The sequence below is a fragment of the Myroides marinus genome, from assembly GCF_900109075.1.
Classification (GTDB): domain Bacteria; phylum Bacteroidota; class Bacteroidia; order Flavobacteriales; family Flavobacteriaceae; genus Flavobacterium; species Flavobacterium marinum_A.
In genome coordinates this window covers 74,161-93,348 of record NZ_FNYS01000011.1, presented here as the reverse complement: position 1 = coordinate 93,348, position 19,188 = coordinate 74,161, and the positions used below count along the sequence as shown (strand labels likewise).

Annotated in this window: 17 protein-coding genes; 7 read left to right on the top strand and 10 right to left on the bottom strand. The window is 33.2% G+C overall.

Annotated features, from left to right (window positions below; translation table 11 throughout):
* Window positions 1–103: 103 nt before the first annotated feature.
* Window positions 104–625, top strand: a complete 522-nt coding sequence (locus BMX53_RS12130) for a hypothetical protein (RefSeq protein WP_038985883.1) — start codon at window positions 104–106, stop codon at window positions 623–625.
* Between the two features lie 60 nt (window positions 626–685).
* Here the strand turns inward: BMX53_RS12130 and BMX53_RS12125 are convergent, their stop codons facing one another.
* A complete protein-coding gene (locus tag BMX53_RS12125; protein WP_074746569.1) occupies window positions 686–1,564 on the bottom strand; it encodes a PPK2 family polyphosphate kinase in 879 nt (292 codons plus the stop codon).
* A gap of 72 nt (window positions 1,565–1,636) precedes the next feature.
* Between BMX53_RS12125 and BMX53_RS12120 the strand changes: the two genes are divergently transcribed.
* Together BMX53_RS12120 and BMX53_RS12115 are read left to right on the top strand one after the other, a co-directional pair.
* Window positions 1,637–2,476, top strand: a complete 840-nt coding sequence (locus tag BMX53_RS12120) for a DUF6929 family protein (RefSeq protein ID WP_038985881.1) — start codon at window positions 1,637–1,639, stop codon at window positions 2,474–2,476.
* Between the two features lie 110 nt (window positions 2,477–2,586).
* Window positions 2,587–3,282 (top strand): hypothetical protein, encoded by a 696-nt coding sequence (locus tag BMX53_RS12115; protein ID WP_038985880.1) that lies wholly within the window; start codon window positions 2,587–2,589, stop codon window positions 3,280–3,282.
* Between the two features lie 79 nt (window positions 3,283–3,361).
* Here BMX53_RS12115 and BMX53_RS12110 read toward each other — a convergent pair whose 3' ends face one another.
* From BMX53_RS12110 to nhaA, 6 genes are all read right to left on the bottom strand, one after another.
* Entirely contained in the window at window positions 3,362–4,552 is a 1,191-nt protein-coding gene (locus BMX53_RS12110) for an ABC transporter permease (protein WP_244154506.1), read from the bottom strand.
* The gene (locus tag BMX53_RS12105) at window positions 4,533–5,714 is read right to left on the bottom strand and encodes an ABC transporter permease (protein ID WP_038985878.1); all 1,182 of its coding nucleotides are present in this window, start codon (window positions 5,712–5,714) and stop codon (window positions 4,533–4,535) included. Before BMX53_RS12105 ends, BMX53_RS12110 begins: the two co-directional genes overlap by 20 nt.
* Window positions 5,715–5,722: 8 nt before the next feature.
* Window positions 5,723–6,709 (bottom strand): HlyD family secretion protein, encoded by a 987-nt coding sequence (locus BMX53_RS12100; protein ID WP_038985877.1) that lies wholly within the window; start codon window positions 6,707–6,709, stop codon window positions 5,723–5,725.
* Window positions 6,710–6,724: 15 nt separating this feature from the next.
* Window positions 6,725–8,113 carry a TolC family protein gene (locus tag BMX53_RS12095; RefSeq protein ID WP_244154505.1) on the bottom strand — a complete coding sequence of 463 codons (1,389 nt, stop codon included), beginning with the start codon at window positions 8,111–8,113 and terminating at the stop codon, window positions 6,725–6,727.
* Window positions 8,114–8,606: 493 nt separating this feature from the next.
* On the bottom strand, window positions 8,607–10,238 hold the full coding sequence (locus BMX53_RS12090) for an ABC-F family ATP-binding cassette domain-containing protein (protein WP_038985875.1): 1,632 nt from the start codon (window positions 10,236–10,238) through the stop codon (window positions 8,607–8,609).
* Window positions 10,239–10,371: 133 nt separating this feature from the next.
* Window positions 10,372–11,727: a Na+/H+ antiporter NhaA gene (nhaA, locus tag BMX53_RS12085; protein ID WP_038985874.1), complete on the bottom strand. Its 1,356-nt coding sequence runs from the start codon at window positions 11,725–11,727 to the stop codon at window positions 10,372–10,374.
* Between the two features lie 1,122 nt (window positions 11,728–12,849).
* On the opposite strand from nhaA, the gene lipA reads away from it, so the two are divergent.
* Genes lipA through BMX53_RS12070 form a run of 3 tightly spaced genes read left to right on the top strand, consistent with a single transcriptional unit; the run spans window position 12,850 to window position 15,375 of the window.
* Entirely contained in the window at window positions 12,850–13,722 is an 873-nt protein-coding gene (lipA, locus tag BMX53_RS12080; RefSeq protein WP_038985873.1) for a lipoyl synthase, read from the top strand.
* Between the two features lie 45 nt (window positions 13,723–13,767).
* Window positions 13,768–14,775: a type I glyceraldehyde-3-phosphate dehydrogenase gene (gene gap, locus BMX53_RS12075; RefSeq protein WP_074746566.1), complete on the top strand. Its 1,008-nt coding sequence runs from the start codon at window positions 13,768–13,770 to the stop codon at window positions 14,773–14,775.
* Window positions 14,776–14,826: 51 nt separating this feature from the next.
* A complete protein-coding gene (locus BMX53_RS12070) occupies window positions 14,827–15,375 on the top strand; it encodes a YdeI/OmpD-associated family protein (protein WP_074746564.1) in 549 nt (182 codons plus the stop codon).
* A 79-nt stretch (window positions 15,376–15,454) separates the two neighbouring features.
* On the opposite strand, the gene yajC is transcribed toward BMX53_RS12070, so the two are convergent.
* From yajC to nusB, 3 genes are read right to left on the bottom strand one after another with little or no spacing between them, the layout of a single operon-like run.
* On the bottom strand, window positions 15,455–15,730 hold the full coding sequence (gene yajC, locus BMX53_RS12065) for a preprotein translocase subunit YajC (RefSeq protein WP_038985870.1): 276 nt from the start codon (window positions 15,728–15,730) through the stop codon (window positions 15,455–15,457).
* A gap of 20 nt (window positions 15,731–15,750) precedes the next feature.
* Window positions 15,751–16,197 (bottom strand): DUF1573 domain-containing protein, encoded by a 447-nt coding sequence (locus BMX53_RS12060; protein ID WP_038985869.1) that lies wholly within the window; start codon window positions 16,195–16,197, stop codon window positions 15,751–15,753.
* A 27-nt stretch (window positions 16,198–16,224) separates the two neighbouring features.
* Window positions 16,225–17,166 (bottom strand): transcription antitermination factor NusB, encoded by a 942-nt coding sequence (nusB, locus tag BMX53_RS12055; protein WP_074746562.1) that lies wholly within the window; start codon window positions 17,164–17,166, stop codon window positions 16,225–16,227.
* 248 nt (window positions 17,167–17,414) lie between these two features.
* On the opposite strand from nusB, the gene BMX53_RS12050 reads away from it, so the two are divergent.
* On the top strand, window positions 17,415–19,166 hold the full coding sequence (locus BMX53_RS12050; protein WP_074746560.1) for an ABC transporter ATP-binding protein: 1,752 nt from the start codon (window positions 17,415–17,417) through the stop codon (window positions 19,164–19,166).
* Window positions 19,167–19,188: the final 22 nt, after the last annotated feature.

The window sequence follows — 19,188 nt, the reverse complement described above, 5'->3', positions numbered from 1 at the left end:
TAAACTAACTTCTCTTATTACACGAATCAACAAAAACAAATTCTCAAACGGCAAGTTTATTGCAAGGTATTTTTATACAACAACAAATAAAAACACAAAACTCATGTTCAAACTCACAAAGAAAGTATCATTAGCTTTCATGGCTATTGTGCTATTAGCGACATTACCTGCTACAGCACAGAAAAAAGACAAACCCTATTACCCAAAAGGTTTTAGAGTAGGTTTTGGGTTAAATGGCGGATTGCCTTTAGACTCTGAATATGACGGAGCTCTAGGAGTGGATGCTAGGATTCAATACGATTTTAGCCAAAAAACATCCTTAACACTTACCTCTGGTTATACTCATTTATTTGATAGCGATGGAGACTTAGGGTTAGTACCTGTAAAAGCAGGATTTAAACAGTTCTTAAACAAAAACATCTATGCTATGGGTGAATTAGGAGCTGGTTTTGGTACACATGAAGGTATGGGAAATACTTTTATTTGGTCACCTGCTATAGGATATGCTAATCGTTACGTAGATGTAAGTCTTCGCTACGAGAACTTTAATGATTATAACACAGACCAACTTGCTATCCGAGTAGCCTACGGATTCTCTTTAAAAAAGAAAAGCAAGAAGAAATAAGATCATAACTGAATAAAAGAAGCCAATCCTATACCTTAGAATTGGCTTCTTTATTTTCTATTACTCTTCATTTTTAAGCTTCTCCATATACACATCTAAATCCTTCTTGATCTCAGGAGCCAATTTAGGTAATTTGATATCGTCATATTTACTAAACACCTCTTCTAGAATCTTAGCAAAGGCAAATCTACAATATGCCTTATCATCTGCTGGTATGACATACCACGGGCACTCAGAAGTAGAAGTCTTACTGATAGCTTCTTGATAATACTTCTGATAATCATCCCAATACTCTCTTTCTTTTATATCGCTAGGTTCAAACTTCCAATTGTGCTTTTCTTTTTCTAAGCGACGCAATATTCTCTTCTTTTGTTCCTTCTTGCTTAAGTGTAAAAAGAACTTTAAGACAATAACCCCATTGTTTGCAATATGCTTCTCAAAGTTATTAATCTCCTCATATCTTTTTTCCCAGAACTCATCTGTTATATCTTCAGCTTTTTGAATACCTGGTATCATTTCATTTAGTACTACTTGAGAGTGTACACGCGAGATTAATACATTCTCATAATGGCTTCTATTAAATACTGTGAACTTACCACGCTCAGGTAAAGTTACATAATGTCTCCACAGATAATCATGTTCTAATTCATACGAAGTTGGTTTCTTAAAGCTCTGCACTACCACTCCCCTAGCATTAAATGACTTAAACACCTCTCGGATAAGGCTATCTTTACCTGCAGTATCCATTCCTTGAATACAAATTAGTACACTATACCTATTATGTGCATACATCACATCCTGAAACTTCCCAAGGTTACGACTCAACTTATCAACTTTGCGAAAAGCTTTAGTCAACGAAAAATTTAAATCAGGTATGGTAGACAATTGTTCTAAATCAACATTGCTATTGTCTATTCTATATTTTTCTTCTAAATTCATTCTATCAAAATTAAAACCTTAAATTACTACTTTATTTCTAAACTTGCTCTGCATTAAAACAAACATTTATTCATGAAACAAATTGCATTAGAACTTCTTTTCCAATTATTAGGTATTGGAGCTGCCTCAGGTCTAGTATATGACGATAACCAAATTCATCTAATATCAGACAACTCTACCAACTTCTATCACTATAACATAGAACAACAACATCTATATAAAACACCTTTATCACTTGATAATATTGGTGAAGACAATATATATAAAGCAGCTAAGCCAGATTATGAAGCTATCACTACAGATGGTGTGAATTACTACATCTTTGGCTCTGGATCTAAACCTAACCGCATAAAACTAGTAGAAGTAAACAAACTTACGAACGAAGTAATATCAGAGAATGAATTAGACATACTATATGCTTCTATGAAAAGCTTTGCTAATCTATCAGACGAAGATTTTAATATAGAAGGCGTTATTTATGACAACGAACTTTGGTACTTCTTTAATAGAGGTAATGGTCCTAAGAAAGCCAATGGTATATTTGTAGTTAAAGGTAATAACATCCTTAACGACTTTCAACTTACTTATACACCTATAAAGCTTCCTAAATTAAACAAAGTACAGACTAGCTTTACTGATGCAATAAAAGTAGAAGATAAGATATACTTCTTAGCAGCTGCCGAAGACAGTAACTCTACTTACGCAGATGGTGAAATAAAAGGAACTATACTAGGCCGTATAAATCTAGATAAACTAAAAGTAGAAAAAACAATTACAGTAAGTGAAACACATAAATTCGAAGGGCTTACTCTATACAGTCAAGAAGGAAAGAACTTAGAATTCTTATTATGTGAAGATCCTGATAACGATACTAACAAATCAGGTATTTACAAACTATCTATCAAAAACTAATATAATTAATTAAAAATAATCAATACAAAACACTAAAAACACCATTAAATAAAATACTTTTTAGTTAATTTTAACAATTAAAACATTAATAAAAACTAAAGTATTAAAAGATGGATCCAATTTTAATTATTTTCATTGTAGTGGTATTTGGTGGTTCATACGGTTATATGTTCTATATCCGTAATAAACAGAAAAAAACTACAAAGAATTATGAAACACCTGAAATGGTAGCTAAAAGCGAAGAATTTAAAGCAGAATTGCTTCAACGAATTTTCAGTCCTTTAAACAATAAATTCCCTAATCAAACAATTGATGCTTTTACAGAATGTGCTTACTTAACAAACTTAACTGCTAAAACAAAAAGCACATTAATAACAGGATTAAAAGTAATTGGGTACAGTTTAATAGGAGTACGTGCTACATATACACAAGCAGATAATGCAGCCTATTTAGTTCTTACAGGGGAGGATCTACATTATGTATTTTTTCAAGAAGGAGAACTTTCTAGCTTATTCACTCTAACTAGAGGACAACTACAGCGTGCTAAAATCACAGATTTAAGTGCAGTTGATAAAACCTCTAGAATACAATCAACTGTTGGAGATAAAGTTTCTAAAAAACTAATCTATGAGAGCGATGGTAAGAATGTAGAAATTATCTTATTTGACCGCATAACTAAAGGCACACAAGGTATTCCTTTATCAGATGCATCATCATCGATAGTTGATATTTTAGGTAAATGTAGAGTAATGGGAATAAGCTTTAAAGAAAAATTAATAGAGCAATACCCTAACTTAAAATACTAATAAAGCTGATAATACTAAATAAAAAAGCAGAAGTAAAATTACTTCTGCTTTTTCGTTTAAGCTCTAAAGCTATATTGAATTATTTGTTTTCTTCTCTTCTGAATCTTCTGTTGGTCCAGACTGCAAATATAAAATAAAAAATACAAAGCCCCCACATTTTTATAAAGACATCATTAATTTCTGATAGTGATGCTCCAAACTGAGTTAACGAGACAAATCCCTTCACTCCTAATGTACTAGGTGCTAATACAGATATATTTTCTATCCACGCCGGAAAAGCAATTGTAGGCCACGATGTACCACTTATCATTAAAGCGGGTATCGAAAACACAGTTACACTCATAATAGCATCTTCTCTTCTTTTAAAGAAGTTCACTAACCCCATTCCTAAGAATGTTATAGCTAGTATTACTGGTATTAGAAATACGATAATTTCAATTAGTTTACCTCTTTGAGGCAAGTTATACACATGTAATACTATTAGTACTTCTATAAGAAGTAATACCATCGAAATAACTAAGTAAGCAAGACTTCTACCAAATGTCAAGAAGACATTTCCAAATCGTCTCTTTTCTGCATACGCAAATACCTGAGCAAAACGGCCACTTTCTCTAAGTGTCCCCCCCATAATTCCCATAGCTGTTAGCTGCAGAGTCTGTAATGCTATGATAAATACTACAGGCATTAAGAACGTAGCATATCCTACGTTTATATTATACAGCGGAACAGCCGTTACATTAAAAGGTCTTCTTGTGGCTACAGCTTGATCCATAGGAGTACTATTAGCCATAGCTTTATTTACCTCCACTTGTGCATTAAATGTTCCCATAGATACCATCACTGCACCTATCGTCTGCTTATAATAGAGCATATAAGAAGCATCAGCATACACTGATATAGAAGGTACCTTACCTTTTTGCATATCTTTAGTAAAGTCCTTAGGTATAGTTATTATACCACGGATATCACCTTTGTCATATATTTCTTTAGCCGCATCAAAGTCAGAAGTCTTATATACTACCTTTAACTGATGTGTAGCATCTATCATTCTTCCTACCTGTTGCCCTAATTTTGCTTGGTCATTATCTACGATTGCTATAGGTAAATCATCAAATGTCTCATGTGAATACACATAAGAGTAGAAGAACCCAACTAGCATCACAGATAACATATAAGACATTACCACTGCCGAGTCAGAGAATATAAGTTTAAACTCTCGTTTACAAGCCTCTATTATTAAAGCTAAATTACTAATCAAGTTTCTCAACATTATAACCTCCTTTCTTCAACTTTTTATAATACAACGGAATACACAATGCACCAAGGCATACGAATACAGCCATTGTGATTATATAATTCTGTTGTATACTATTGTACTGGATCCCTCTAATCGCATAGTCAACCGTAAATCGCATATATGAATGGAATGGGAAAATATAATTCAATCCTCTTGTAAATGCACTCATTCCTTCTGGAGGGAAAGTATACCCAGCAAACGAAAATGCTAATGCAGAATATGAACCTCCTATAGTTAGAGCAGTACGCATACTAGACATAATAGATGCCATAAAGAATGCCATACTCTGACTAACAACTACGAATGAGCAGAAAAATAAGTTTACCACAAAGAAATTACCTCTAAAAGGTACACCTATCTTATAATACAACAGTGAATTCATTAATAATCCTAACAGACAGAACACAAGTGTATAAGGTAGTATCCTAGCTATAATAGCTACAAATATCCTATCATCACTCTGTTCTAATAATTCCTTTCCTCTATTATACTTCAGCACAGAACCAAAAGCATAGATAGAAATTACCATAATAATAATCTGAAAAGACATAGGCATAAATGCTACATTTAGATAATAACCATAACTCGTATAAGGATTATACAGTACATGACTATTAGTACCTGTAGGAACAACAGTAGCAACAGCTTGATCTGCCATAAGTCCACTCTGTTGTAAATTCATAATTTTAGCCCCAGCAGCAAAGCTTCCTGCTGCCATCTGAAAGTCTCTCTGTATTAAACCAGCTGGTAATAAATACTGTCCGTTATAATAACATAACACATTAGTATAAACACTCTTCTGTATATTCTTTTGAAAATCTTTAGGAATAATAATTAACGCAAAAGAATCTCCTCTTCTAATAGTCTTTTGTCCTTCTAATTCATCACTCACTTCGTACGCAATATCCATACTCGAAGTGGCATCTATCATTCGACCTAGCTGACGTGATAATTTACTTTTATCTAGATCCAACAGAGTAACAGGTAAATCTCTAGAAACTCCCTGACTTAACAATGAAAAATAGAAGTAGAATAGCATAACAGGTACTCCTATCATCAAGACCAATAGTCTTGGTGAAGAGAATATCCTATAACACTCTTCTTTAAATATAGATAAAAAACCTTTTTTTGCCATTAAACTGATTATTTCAAACTACTTTCTAATACTAATGCACTCATTCCAGGTCTTAACCCTTCTACTTTTTTAGTAGGATAAGCCTTTATTTGGAATGTTTTCATATCAAAGTCACCTTTAGTTTTAGTTGCAGTCCATGTTGCATAGTCACCTTGAGCAGCGATATATTTTACTTCTAGTTCTACTAATTCTTCTCCTAATGCTGGAAATTTAGCCATAAACTTTGTTCCCATTTTAAACTTAGGCATTAAGTTTTCTTTGATATTAAAGTACACCCATACATCAGATAAATCCACTAGGTTTACCACAGGATACCCAGAGTTTACTATTTCTCCTTTGTTAGGCATAATAGTCAGTACCTCTCCAGCCTGTGGAGCTTTTACCTCACCTTCACCTTTTAGAGATAGCACCTCATTTACCGCACCTTGTGCCTGTCCTACCATAGCTAGAGCAGCAGCTTTATCTTCTACACGAGCACCTTTCTGTACCATTTGATACTTAGCATAAGCTGCTTTCTCTACTTCTTGAGAAGCCTTATATTGTGTATAAGCCTCATCTCTTTTTTGAGCAGGCACTACTTTCTCTTTATATAAGTTTTCTACACGATTATACGTTTTTTCAGCTAACTCAGCACCAGCTTTAGCCTGTTGCCACATATTATAAGTAGCTGATACCTCTTCACCTCTAGCTCCTTTATTAGCTTTATCATCCATAGCTTGAGCAGCTTTCTTAGCAGACTCGGCTTGTAATAATTTAGCATCTATTTCAGGAGTACTAATTCTTAGTAATATATCTCCAGCTTTAACTTGTTGTCCTTCTTTCACTAAAACGTCTTCTACACGTCCAGGTATCTTAGATGCCACATTAATTTGTGTAGCCTCTGTCTGTCCTTGAATATAAGACTCCGTAGGAGCACTCATATACCACAGTGAAATTATCAAAATTAAAAGTACTATTACGATAGCAACTATTGCACTTACTACTTTATTCTTCATCTTTTAAAGCTTATATTATTTTGTGTATTGTAAAAACTCTTGACTTAATCCTGCAACTTCGAATAACGATGCTACACCTACCGCATAATTATAATTAGCTTGTAACTTCATCAGTCTAACTCCTGATAAATTCATCTCAGCATCGACTACTTCTGTAGAAGTAGCAAAACCTTCAGAGAAAGCTTTAGTTCTAACGCGAAGATATTCCACAGCTAACTTCTCTTGAACATTCAGATTTTTTATCTGATCTTCTTGCTTCTGTATATCGTGGTACAGCTTAGCTACTAACATCTTCACATCGCTTTTAGCTTTAGCTTCAAACAATTCGACACTTTCTCTAGTTGCTTTAGCTGCCTTTATCTCGTTTCTATTCTTAAATCCTTCGAATAAAGTATATGTAACTCCTATCCCTACTATCCAAGGTTTATTGTCTTTTTCTCCTAACAGAATTGGATTATTATGTGCCAAAATAGTTTGTCCAAAACCAAATACAGTAGGATAATTAGCAGATTGTTTAACCTTTACTCCTTGATCTGCTAATTCTTTTTGAAGTACTAATTTCTGTAAGTCAGGATAATTCTCTATTGCTGATTCTTGAAAGAACCCCACATCCTCTAACTGTGATACAGAGAAGAAATCACTTCCTAACTTATCCGTTACTTCATCTACTTCTAAAGTATTAGCTAAAGCTAATCTAGCTAGTTTAGCATCCTTTAATGCTCCGTCTAACTGTCTATTAGCCTCTGACACTGCTACATCTGCACTCATCTTCTCTACTGCAGCTATCATACCGTTTTCTTCCAGTTTAGTAGCATCGTGTAAATGCTTATTCATACCTTCTAAAACAGATTGACGTACTATCACAGCTTCTTCAGCTAACTTTACCGAGTAATAACGCTGTGCTAATTCAGTAATTAATTTGTTCTTTGTCTTTTCTAGATCCTTCTCACCTATCTTACTTTCTATCTCGTGTGCTTTTATAGCTGCATTTATTTTACCTCCAGTATATAAAGGCCATGTAGCCATAAATCCACCGAAAGCCATATCGCGTTTATTAAATGACATAGACCAATTCCCCAATATATCAGGGTTAGGTAGGTGAATAAAGTCTCCTATACCATTCTTTAATCCATTTAAATCAAATCCCAATGAACGCCCTACGTACACTCCTCCACCGAATGCACGGATAGAAGGATATCGCAACCCTTTCATTGCTTCCCATTTATAGTGATGTATCTCTTCTTGTTTCTCTACTGCTTTTATTAGACTATTATCTTGATACATCTTATTATAAGCATCAGTGAATGACATCCCCTCTTGGGCATAAACTGAGCTAGATATACCAAAACAGAATAGTACTCCTCCCATAATTGAAAGATAATTCTTAAAATTTGATCCTTTCATTAACATAGCTTCTTTTTATATTATTGCAAATATATAGACTATACTTTAAATATTATATTTTACCTAAAATTACCTATAAATTTAAAGCTTTTTATTATAATCTAACACTAACTTTCGTCACTTTTTATCATACCTATCAGATGACAGCGCCTTATACACCCTATAACTGTATAAAACGCTATAACAAGTCGTATAAGAGTACTTAAAGTAAATCATTAGTTATTAAACCCAGATTGTGCGATAGACCAATTAACGAGAGTTCATTATACAAAATAGCTCTGAACTTATGAAAAAAGCATACTATAGCATGGTTTTAGAAAAAGTGATAGAGATATAAAGTAGAATTAATTCATAGTATTGGGCTAATGCGGAATCTGGGTTAAAACATACGAGTATTAAATGCACAAAATATATGCCACATAAACAGACATATAAAATCTCTACTAAATACAAATAAAAAAAGAGTAGCCTAACGACTACTCTTTAGTATATATTACTTTTCGATTTCTCTTAAGTTTTCCATTTTCTTATGTGCTAAGAAACCTCTGATATCTTCGAAGTGTTCCTTCACTCGCTTGTTACCAAACTCAAATACCTTCTCTGCTAACCCATCTAAGAAGTCACGGTCGTGAGATACTAAGATTACTGTTCCTTCAAACTCACGTAAGGCATCCTTAATGATATCTTTAGTTTTCATATCTAAGTGGTTCGTAGGCTCATCCAGAATCAATAAGTTATAAGGCTCTAATAATAACTTAACCATAGCTAGACGAGTTTTCTCTCCTCCAGATAACACTTTTACTTTTTTCTGAATATCATCCCCAGCAAACATAAAGGCTCCTAAGATATTCTTAATCTGAGTTCTGATATCTCCTTCTGCAATTCTATCTACAGTTTCAAAAATAGTGATATTCTCATCTAACAATGAAGCCTGATTTTGTGCAAAATAACCAATCTGAATATTATGTCCTATTTCTACTTCTCCTTGGAAGTCGATCTCTTTCATAATAGCTTTAATCATAGTAGACTTACCTTCACCATTCTTTCCTACGAAAGCTACCTTTTGTCCTCTTTCGATTACCATATTAGCATCCTTAAATACTACATGATCACCATAAGATTTAGACAATTCTTTTACAATTACAGGATACTGACCAGAACGAGGTGCTGGTGGAAACTTTAGTCTTAATGCAGAGTTATCTACTTCATCTACTTCTATAATCTCCAGTTTCTCTAACATCTTCACACGAGACTGAACTTGTAAAGTCTTAGAATAAGTTCCTTTAAAACGCTCAATGAACTCTGTATTCTCTGCAATCATCTTTTGTTGCTCTTCATAAGCTTTTAATTGATGTGCACGTCTATCCTGACGTAATACTAAATAATCAGAGTACTTCGCTTTATAATCATAGATTTTACCCATAGTCACCTCTATCGTACGATTAGTAATATTATCTACGAATGCACGGTCGTGAGAGATTACCATAACAGCCTTAGCCGAATTAATTAAGAAATCTTCTAACCATTCGATACTCTCAATATCCATGTGGTTAGTAGGCTCATCTAATAGAATTAAATCAGGCTTTTGCAATAAGATCTTAGCTAACTCAATACGCATTCTCCATCCTCCACTAAACTCTGAAGTAGGACGTGTAAAGTCTTCTCTTAAGAATCCTAATCCTTTCAAGATTTTCTCTACTTCTGCCTCATAATTAACCTCTTCGATTGAATAGAACTTTTCACTTAACTCAGATACACGTTCTATAAGTTTCATATAAGCATCACTCTCATAATCTGTACGAACAGTCAACTCTTCGTTTAAGTCATCTATCTCTTTCTTCATTGAGAAGATATGAGCATATGCTTTAGAAGCTTCCTCCATAACTGTACAGTTATCCGCTGTCAATAAGTGCTGTGGTAAATAAGCAATAACAGCATCTTTAGGTGCAGAAATAGCTCCTGAAGACGGTTTATTCTCACCTGCTACTATCTTTAATAAAGTAGATTTTCCTGCTCCATTTTTTCCCATTAGAGCAATCTTGTCGTTTTCATTGATTGAAAAATTGACACCACTAAATAAAGTAGTACCACCAAACTGAACTGAAATATCGTTAACTGTAATCATGTAACTCTGTGTATCTGTTTTTGAATTAAGTTGCAAATATAGTATTTGTTAGACACCATCTACTATATTTAAACCAATAAAAAAGGCTCTGTGAAATTAACTTTCACAGAGCCTTATATCTATTGTAATAAAATTACGCTTCTTCTTGTACTCCTGTCTTCTTACCACACATAGATAGTAAGATATACCCTATAATACCTCCAAGACCAGAAGCAATTAGAATACCTAATTTAGCCTGATCAGGAAACTCTGGATGTAAGTTAATATCAAATGCTAATTCTGTAACGAATAATGACATTGTAAATCCAATAGCAGCTAAGAAACCTAGACCTAATAAGTTTAAGTAAGTCATTCCTTTAGGCATTGGCACTACTTTTAACTTAATTAATAATCCTGTCAATCCTGCTACTCCTAACACCTTACCTACTAATAAACCAAAAGCAACACCTAGAGTAACTGCACTTAATCCTCCATCTCCTAAGTGAATAGGAATAGCTGCATTAGCTAGTGCAAATACTGGCATAACGAAGAACGAAACGAAGTTATGCATACTGTGCTCTAAACGAATAGATGCAGGTAATGCATCAGATGCTAGCACTCTAATATCCTCTACACACTCCATCTGATCTCCAGTAAGATTAGGAATTTTATCATCTGGATCTATTTTACTAAAACGATCTCTTAATGCATTTAATTTAGACACGAAGTAAGACTCGTGTACTCTAGCAGTACTAGGGATAGCAAAAGCAGCTAATACCGCAGCGATAGTCGCGTGTACTCCTGATAATAAGAAGCATAACCAAACTCCACCAATACCAATAATAGCATAGTAAAGTGTATTTCTAATTCCTATTAAATTACCTAAGATTAGCAGCCCGAAGAACCCTAATCCCATTCCTAGATTTAGCATAGATAAATCACTTGTATAGAATATAGCGATAACCATAACTGCTCCTAAATCATCAGCAATAGCTAGTGCTGTCAAAAACACTTTTAATGATGTAGGTACTTTATCTCCTAATAAGAATAATACTCCTAATGCGAAAGCAATATCAGTTGCCATCGGGATTCCCCATCCATGTGCAGCATCCGTACCTCCATTAAACACAGTGTATATTAAAGCAGGTACCACCATACCACCTATAGCAGCGATAATAGGTAACATCGCTTTCTTCGGTGATGATAATTCTCCTGTAGTCAACTCACGTTTTAACTCTAATCCTACCACAAAGAAGAAAATAGCCATCAGACCATCATTCACCCAATGTTTTAAAGAGTGGTTTAACACCATATCATTAAATGAAAAACCTATATGGTTATCATCCCAAAAACTCATGTAAGCATCTGCCCATTGTGAATTAGCCATAAAAATAGCAAATACAGCAGCTAAAAATAATACTACCCCACCTGACGTAGATTTACTCATAAATCTACTCACTGGATTTGCAATCCATTTGTCAGCAGGTGTTTCTCTAATTTGATCTTCCATTTTGTTGTAAAATAAATAATAGCGAATATATATTTTCTCAATAGTTTATACAAATTTATCCCCTATTTTTTGCAAATAACTAAATTATAGACAGCAATAAACTTTTTATTTTAAATAATTCATATTCACTCAATAAACGAAAGTATATACGCTAGTTTTTGCTCTATCTATAATAAAAATAGTCTTTTTTTATCAATCCAAAAATTATAATAAAACCCTACCTAGAACTACTTAAAAATTAAGGAATTTACAAAACTATTGATTTCGAGTTTCTAGTCTATTATTTCAAGAGAATAACAAATAAAACAGTTTAATAACTGTGATATCTTCTTTTTTCATAAATCTGTACTAAAACCTATAAGGTTTACTAAAGTAAAACATATTCATAACTATATCTTTTACTAAATACACAGATTGCCACTCTCAATTTTACCTCAATCTTTACCTATTTATCTATTTATCTATATCTAGGATCTTATATCTCTTACCCCTCAATATCTCCACTAAATCAATATCTACTAAACCTATCTGTGATATTTATTAAAATACGTACGTATGCCACTATCTAGGACAATACGACATCTATACATGAACAATTGTTCGACAAACTAGCTCGTTTGCCAACTAAACACGGCGTATTCTCCAAGAACTGTCCAACAAACCTCATTGAATGCCCTGTTTATAAGGGATTGAGAGGCTATATATTTTTTACTAAAACACCCACAAAATACATATAACATTAAAAATCAATATTTTACAAAAAAACAAATAAAAAAAAGTACCTCTAAAAATTTAGAAAAGACATCTAAAACAACCTCTTAATGAGTGTTATTTAAAAAAACTGATAAAAACACTCTACTATACTCCATCAAAAAGAGAAAAAATGGCTCTAAAAAGAAAAAAAAACTTCTATTTTTTTAAAATAATTCTGAGACAAAAATATACAGTTGATTAACTATTAACAAAATTGATAAAGTACTAAACAATAAACACTTTATAGATAAGTCAAAAATCTTTAAAGCAGATAGTCAGAGGTAAAATAAGTACAAACAACTTTTAGCATTTATTAATACAAGAAAAGTCTTAAGAATAAGTATATTTGTACTTTGATAAAATCATACTATGGATACAATCTTAGACTCAAATATAGAACCTAAAGCTAAACCAAAGTGGCTACGTGTAAAGCTTCCGACTGGAAAGAAGTACACTGAACTTAGAGGTTTAGTAGATAAGTATAAACTAAACACAATCTGTACTTCAGGAAGTTGTCCTAATATGGGAGAATGCTGGGGAGAAGGAACTGCTACATTTATGATATTAGGTAATATCTGTACGCGTTCTTGTGGATTCTGTGGTGTAAAAACTGGACGTCCTGAAACAGTGGATTGGGATGAACCAGAAAAAGTAGCACGATCTATCAAATTAATGTCTATCAAACATGCTGTTATTACTAGTGTGGATAGAGATGACCTTAAAGATGGAGGATCTATTATCTGGGCAGAAACTGTACAAGCAGTAAGAAGAATCAGCCCTGGTACTACTATGGAAACTTTAATACCAGACTTCCAAGGAATAGAGAGAAATATAGATAGAATTATCGAAGTTAATCCTGAGATCGTATCTCATAATATGGAGACTGTAAGACGTCTTACTCGTGAAGTGCGTATTCAGGCTAAATATGATAGAAGTTTAGAAGTACTTAGATACTTAAAAGAAAAAGGTATCAACAGAACTAAATCTGGTATCATGTTAGGACTAGGAGAAACAGAAGAAGAGGTAATCCAAACAATGCATGACCTTAAAGCGGTGAACTTAGATGTACTTACTATAGGACAGTATTTACAACCTAGTAAAAAACACCTTCCTGTAAAAGAGTTTATCACTCCTGAGCAATTCGAAAAATACGAAAAGATAGGTTTAGAACTTGGCTTCAGACACGTAGAGAGTGGTGCATTAGTACGTTCTTCATACAGAGCTCAAAAACACCTTTTATAATATACATGAGGTCGCGTTTACCGCGACCTTCTTCTTTTTACATTTATGAGTAAAATAAAAATAGCAATAAACGGTTTTGGTCGTATTGGACGAAACCTTTTTAAACTCTTACTAGATCATCCTACGATAGAAGTAGTCGCTATAAATGATCTAGCAGATACTCAGACTATGGCTCACTTAGTCAAATATGACAGTATCCATGGTATACTAAATAAGGAAGTATCTTACGATGATAATCATATCATTATTGATAATAAAAGGATTTCTTTCTTTAGAGAGAGTGAGATTAATGGATTAGATTGGAAATCTTTAGACATAGACTATGTGGTAGAAGCTACAGGTCGTAGAAAGACGTATGAACTGCTAAAAGAGCACATATCTCAAGGAGCTAAACGTGTTATCCTATCTGTACCTCCTGAAGATAACATCATTAAAACAATAGTATTAGGGGTAAATCAAGATATACTGACTGGAGAAGAACTTATCATCTCTAACGCGAGCTGTACTACTAATAATGCTGCTCCTATGGTAAAAGTGATTAAAGAACTATGTGGTATAGAGCATGCTTATATCACTACAGTACACTCATACACTACAGATCAGAGTCTTCACGATCAACCTCATAAAGACTTACGCAGAGCTAGAGGAGCTGCACAATCTATAGTACCTACTACTACTGGAGCAGCTAAGGCACTTAGCAAGATATTCCCAGAATACGAAGGTAGAATAGGTGGTGGTGGTATCCGTGTACCAGTACCTGATGGTTCTCTGACAGATATAACATGTATAGTGGAACGCAAAGTAAGTATTGATGAAATCAATGCTGCCTTTAAAAAAGCGGCAGAGGGAGAGCTAAAGGGTATCTTAGCTTATACCGCAGATCCTATCGTATCTGTAGATATACTAGGCAATACCAACTCTTGTCTTTTTGATTCACAGCTAACTTCTGTACTAGACAAAATGGTTAAGGTAGTAGGATGGTATGATAACGAGATTGGGTATTCATCTAGGTTAATTGACTTAATCACACATTTCGATAAAATCAAAAAGTAATCAAAGACTTTTTTCACTATAATTGCTATCTAACTTTAGATAGCTTTTTTTATGAATTGGAATGAAGAAATAACCTTTATAGAATCAATTTTTGATCAAACTGAATTAGTTCCACAGATAAAATGGGGTACTAAAGTTTATTGTTTAGGTAACGCGAAAGTAGTTGCTGTAGGCGGATTTAAGAACTATGTAGCTATTTGGTTTTACAAAGGTGTATTCTTAAAAGATTCTAACAATGTACTTATTAATGCTCAAGAGGGAAAAACTAAACTACTGCGTCAATGGCGACTGACCTCCTTAGATGAATTAGATAGTAATCTATTAGCACAGTACATAAATGAAGCAATAGAAGTCGAAAGAAAAGGTCTTACTCTAGAACCACAGGAAGTAAAACCATTAGAGTCTACTCTCTTTAACTCTTATATGACTAATGACCAAATACTAGCTAAGGCTTTTAAAACATTAACTCCTTATAAGCAGAAAGAATATATCGAACACTTCGAACATGCTAAACAAGAGAAAACTAAAATTAGCAGAATAGAGAAAGCGATTCCTTTAATACTAGAGGCGAAAGGACTTAATGATAAGTATAAGAAGTAACACTAGTATTAATATCTATAAGACATAAAAAAAGCGTTATCAATAATTGATAACGCTTTTTTGTATAAGTATAATGAGATTATTTCTTCTCATTTAATTTTTGACTCATTTCCATAGAAATCGCAGAGCGCTCCATTTGTAATTTACCAGCCATAGTCTCGATAATCACTGTAGTATCGTGTAATTCATTGATTCTACCGTGAATTCCAGATTTAGTAACAATGCGATCACCTACTTTAATGCTAGCTTCATACGCTTTCTCTTGTTTCATTTTCTTTTGTTGCGGACGAATCATTAAGAAATAGATTACCACAAACATTAAAATGATAGGTAAAAATTGTTGTAAATTTTCCATTTGGTTTAATTTATAAGTTATTAATTACTGCGAAGACCTACGTTAGCTTTAATCGTAAGAGTCTCTTCTCCTTTTTCTGTGTTAGTAACCAAAGTTACAGTTTTTTGTTGCTGTCCTTCAGCTCCAGTCTGAAACTTAACAGTTATTTTTGACTTTTCTCCAGGTTTAATAGGAGTCTTTTGATAATCTGGCACTGTACATCCACAAGAAGCAGTAGCGTTAATAATAATCAAATCAGCCTTACCTGTATTCGTTAATTCAAACTCAGTAGTTACAGCTTCATTATTAAGTATATTTCCAAAATCATGAACAACTCTATCAAATTCAACTGATGGATATTCACCATTTGCATTGTTTTGTTCAATCTTAGCAGCGTTTTCTTTGTCAATCTTACTTGATGCACTATTGTCTTTACAAGAAACAACTGTTAGAGCTAAACCTAATGTTAATAAAATAATTTTTTTCATAGTTCTTAGTGTGGTTCAGGTTTTAGACTATAAAAGTCCTTTTCCTATTTTATTTAATTTGTTCTCATCATTGTATGCTTTAGAGATATTATCTAAAACACCATTGATAAAAATACTACTTTTCGCCGTAGAATACTCTTTTGCGATCTCTAAATATTCGTTAATAGTAACTTTTACTGGAATAGAGTTGAACTTTAAGAACTCACAGATAGCCATTCTTAAGATGATAGTATCTAATTCTGCTATACGCTCAGGATCCCAGTTAGGTGTTTTGTCTTCAAATTCTTTAGTTAATTCACTAAAGTTTAGAATCGTTTTTCTATATAAGTTTATAGCAAATTCTTGGTCCTCTGAATCTTTATATAATTTAGGAACAATAAACTGAACATCGCGCTCTTTTAATTGACGAAGTTGTTTTTGAATCATTGTATTTACTACTGGTACATCGTCTAACCACGTTAGTTTACTGTCTTCTAAGAACTCATAAATCTTCTCATTAGGAGCAATAACTTCAGTAAAGATGTCACTTACGAACTGACGATCATCTTCAAAAGTAACTTCACTCTTAGCCATATAAGCTTTAAAGAAAGTACTCTCTTTTACTTCGTCTAATAACATCTGAATATAGTTATCATGTACTTGCCATGTAGTTATTCCTTTCTCTTCTACTTTAGTAGAAATAGACATAGAATTCTCTAACAAGTCTAAAACTTTATTCTCGATAAAACGTTTGCTTGGGTTTCGTTCTGCTGCTGTAGCTAAGTGTTTTTTTTGTGCTAGGGAGATATACTCGACTTCCTTTCTTCTAATCTCTATTAATGTAGTTATCATTAATAAGTATAGATCTTGTAGATTTTCTATACTATTGATTAGAAACTTTTCTCCTGACTGAATTTGTTCAGAATTACTTTGTTGCATTGCATAAAGCGTTTGCATAACCTTTATACGAATGTGTCTTCTGTTTAACATGCTACTTAAGAACTTTAAAAAATATTTGTACGTTGTTTGTATAACGGGGCAAAGGTATAAAAATATCGTTTCAATCAAATTAGAATTTTCACAGAACTGAATATTTTAACTTGAATTTTAATAATTTATTTAAATCTACACAATTTACTATCCCTAATAAACCTTTATATTTGCAACTACTAGCGGGTGTTCTCACCTATTTTTTATGAATTGAAAAAAAATGCTATTTTCTAGCATTTAATCTAAATATGAGCGCATTAAGTCAATTAAACAAATACTTTTTTAAGTACAAATATCGCTTTCTTATAGGGGTTATTATCACTATAGTAGCACAGATATTTACACTATACACTCCTAAATTGGTAGGAGATTCTATACGTACCTTAGAACAGATGACAGTCTTCGATAAAGAAGAGGTTACTTCTATCTTACTTAATAATATTGTCTGGATTCTGATAACTACTCTTATCGCAGGATTTTTGACATTCTTAATGAGACAGACGCTTATCGTAATGTCTCGCCATATTGAGTTTGACCTTAAGAATGATGTATTTAAACATTACGAAGTTCTTTCTCAAAACTTCTATAAACGAAATAGAACTGGAGATCTTATGAACCGTATCAGTGAGGATGTAGGTAAAGTAAGACAGTATGTAGGACCGGCAGTAATGTACTCTATCAATACCTTGATTAGATTTGCAGTGGTACTGACTCAGATGTATCTAATCTCTCCACAGCTAACATTCTACTCTTTATTACCTCTACCACTATTAGGATACTATGTATTCAAACTAAGTAGACAAATCAATGAGAGAAGTTCTATATTCCAAGCTAACTTATCTAAGTTAACAACTTTCTCTCAAGAAATGTTCTCTGGGATTAGAGTAATAAAAGCCTACTCTATAGAGCAAGAAAAACAAGAGGAGTTTAGATCACTGACACAAGAAAGCAAAGAAAAGTCTCTGCGCTTAGCTAAATCAGGTGCTCTAATAGGTCCGTTAATGATTTTTTTAATAGGGCTGAGTAATTTAGTGGTTATCGCTGTAGGTGCCTTAATGTTCTTTAATGGTAGTATACCTGATATTGGTATTATTGCACAGTTTATCCTATATATAAATATGCTTACTTGGCCAGTAGCTTCACTAGGATGGGTATCAACTATGGTACAAGAAGCTGAAGCTTCTCAAAAGCGTATCAATGAATTCTTAAACGAAAAACCTGAGATATACAACACTAACCCTAATCGTACGAATGTAGAAGGAAATATCAAGTTTGACAATGTATCCTATACGTATGAAGATACTGGTATTACTGCATTGAAAGATATTTCGTTTACTTTAGAGAAAGGAAAAACCCTTGCCATCTTAGGTAAAACAGGTTCAGGTAAGTCTACTTTACTTACTCTAATCAGTAGAATGTATGATGTAGAAAAGGGTAATATATTAATAGATAATATTCCTATTAAAGATTGCAATCTTACAGATCTTCGAAATAGTATTGCTGTAGTACCACAAGATGCCTTTTTATTCTCTGATAGTATCAGTAACAATATACGATTCGGTAAAGAAGACGCAACAGAAGAAGAGATTGTAGAAGTGGCTAAGAAAGCAGTGGTACACGACAATATCATTCTATTTAACGATGGATATAACACTGTTTTAGGAGAGAGAGGTCTAACCCTATCTGGTGGGCAAAAACAACGTGTTTCGATAGCTAGAGCACTGATAAAAGACGCTCCTATACTTATTTTAGACGATGCTTTATCTGCTGTAGACACTGAAACTGAAGAAAAAATCCTTCAAAATCTAGAACAACACAGTAAAGATATCACGACACTAATTGTCACGCACAGAGTGTCTTCAGCTAAAAACGCAGACCAAATTATAGTACTTGATAATGGACAAATAGTAGAACAGGGTACGCATAATGAACTTATTAGTACTGAAGGATACTATAGCGAGCTTTATCAAAAACAATTAAATGAAAAAGAATTGTTATAATTAGTTGGTTTATTAGGTTTTT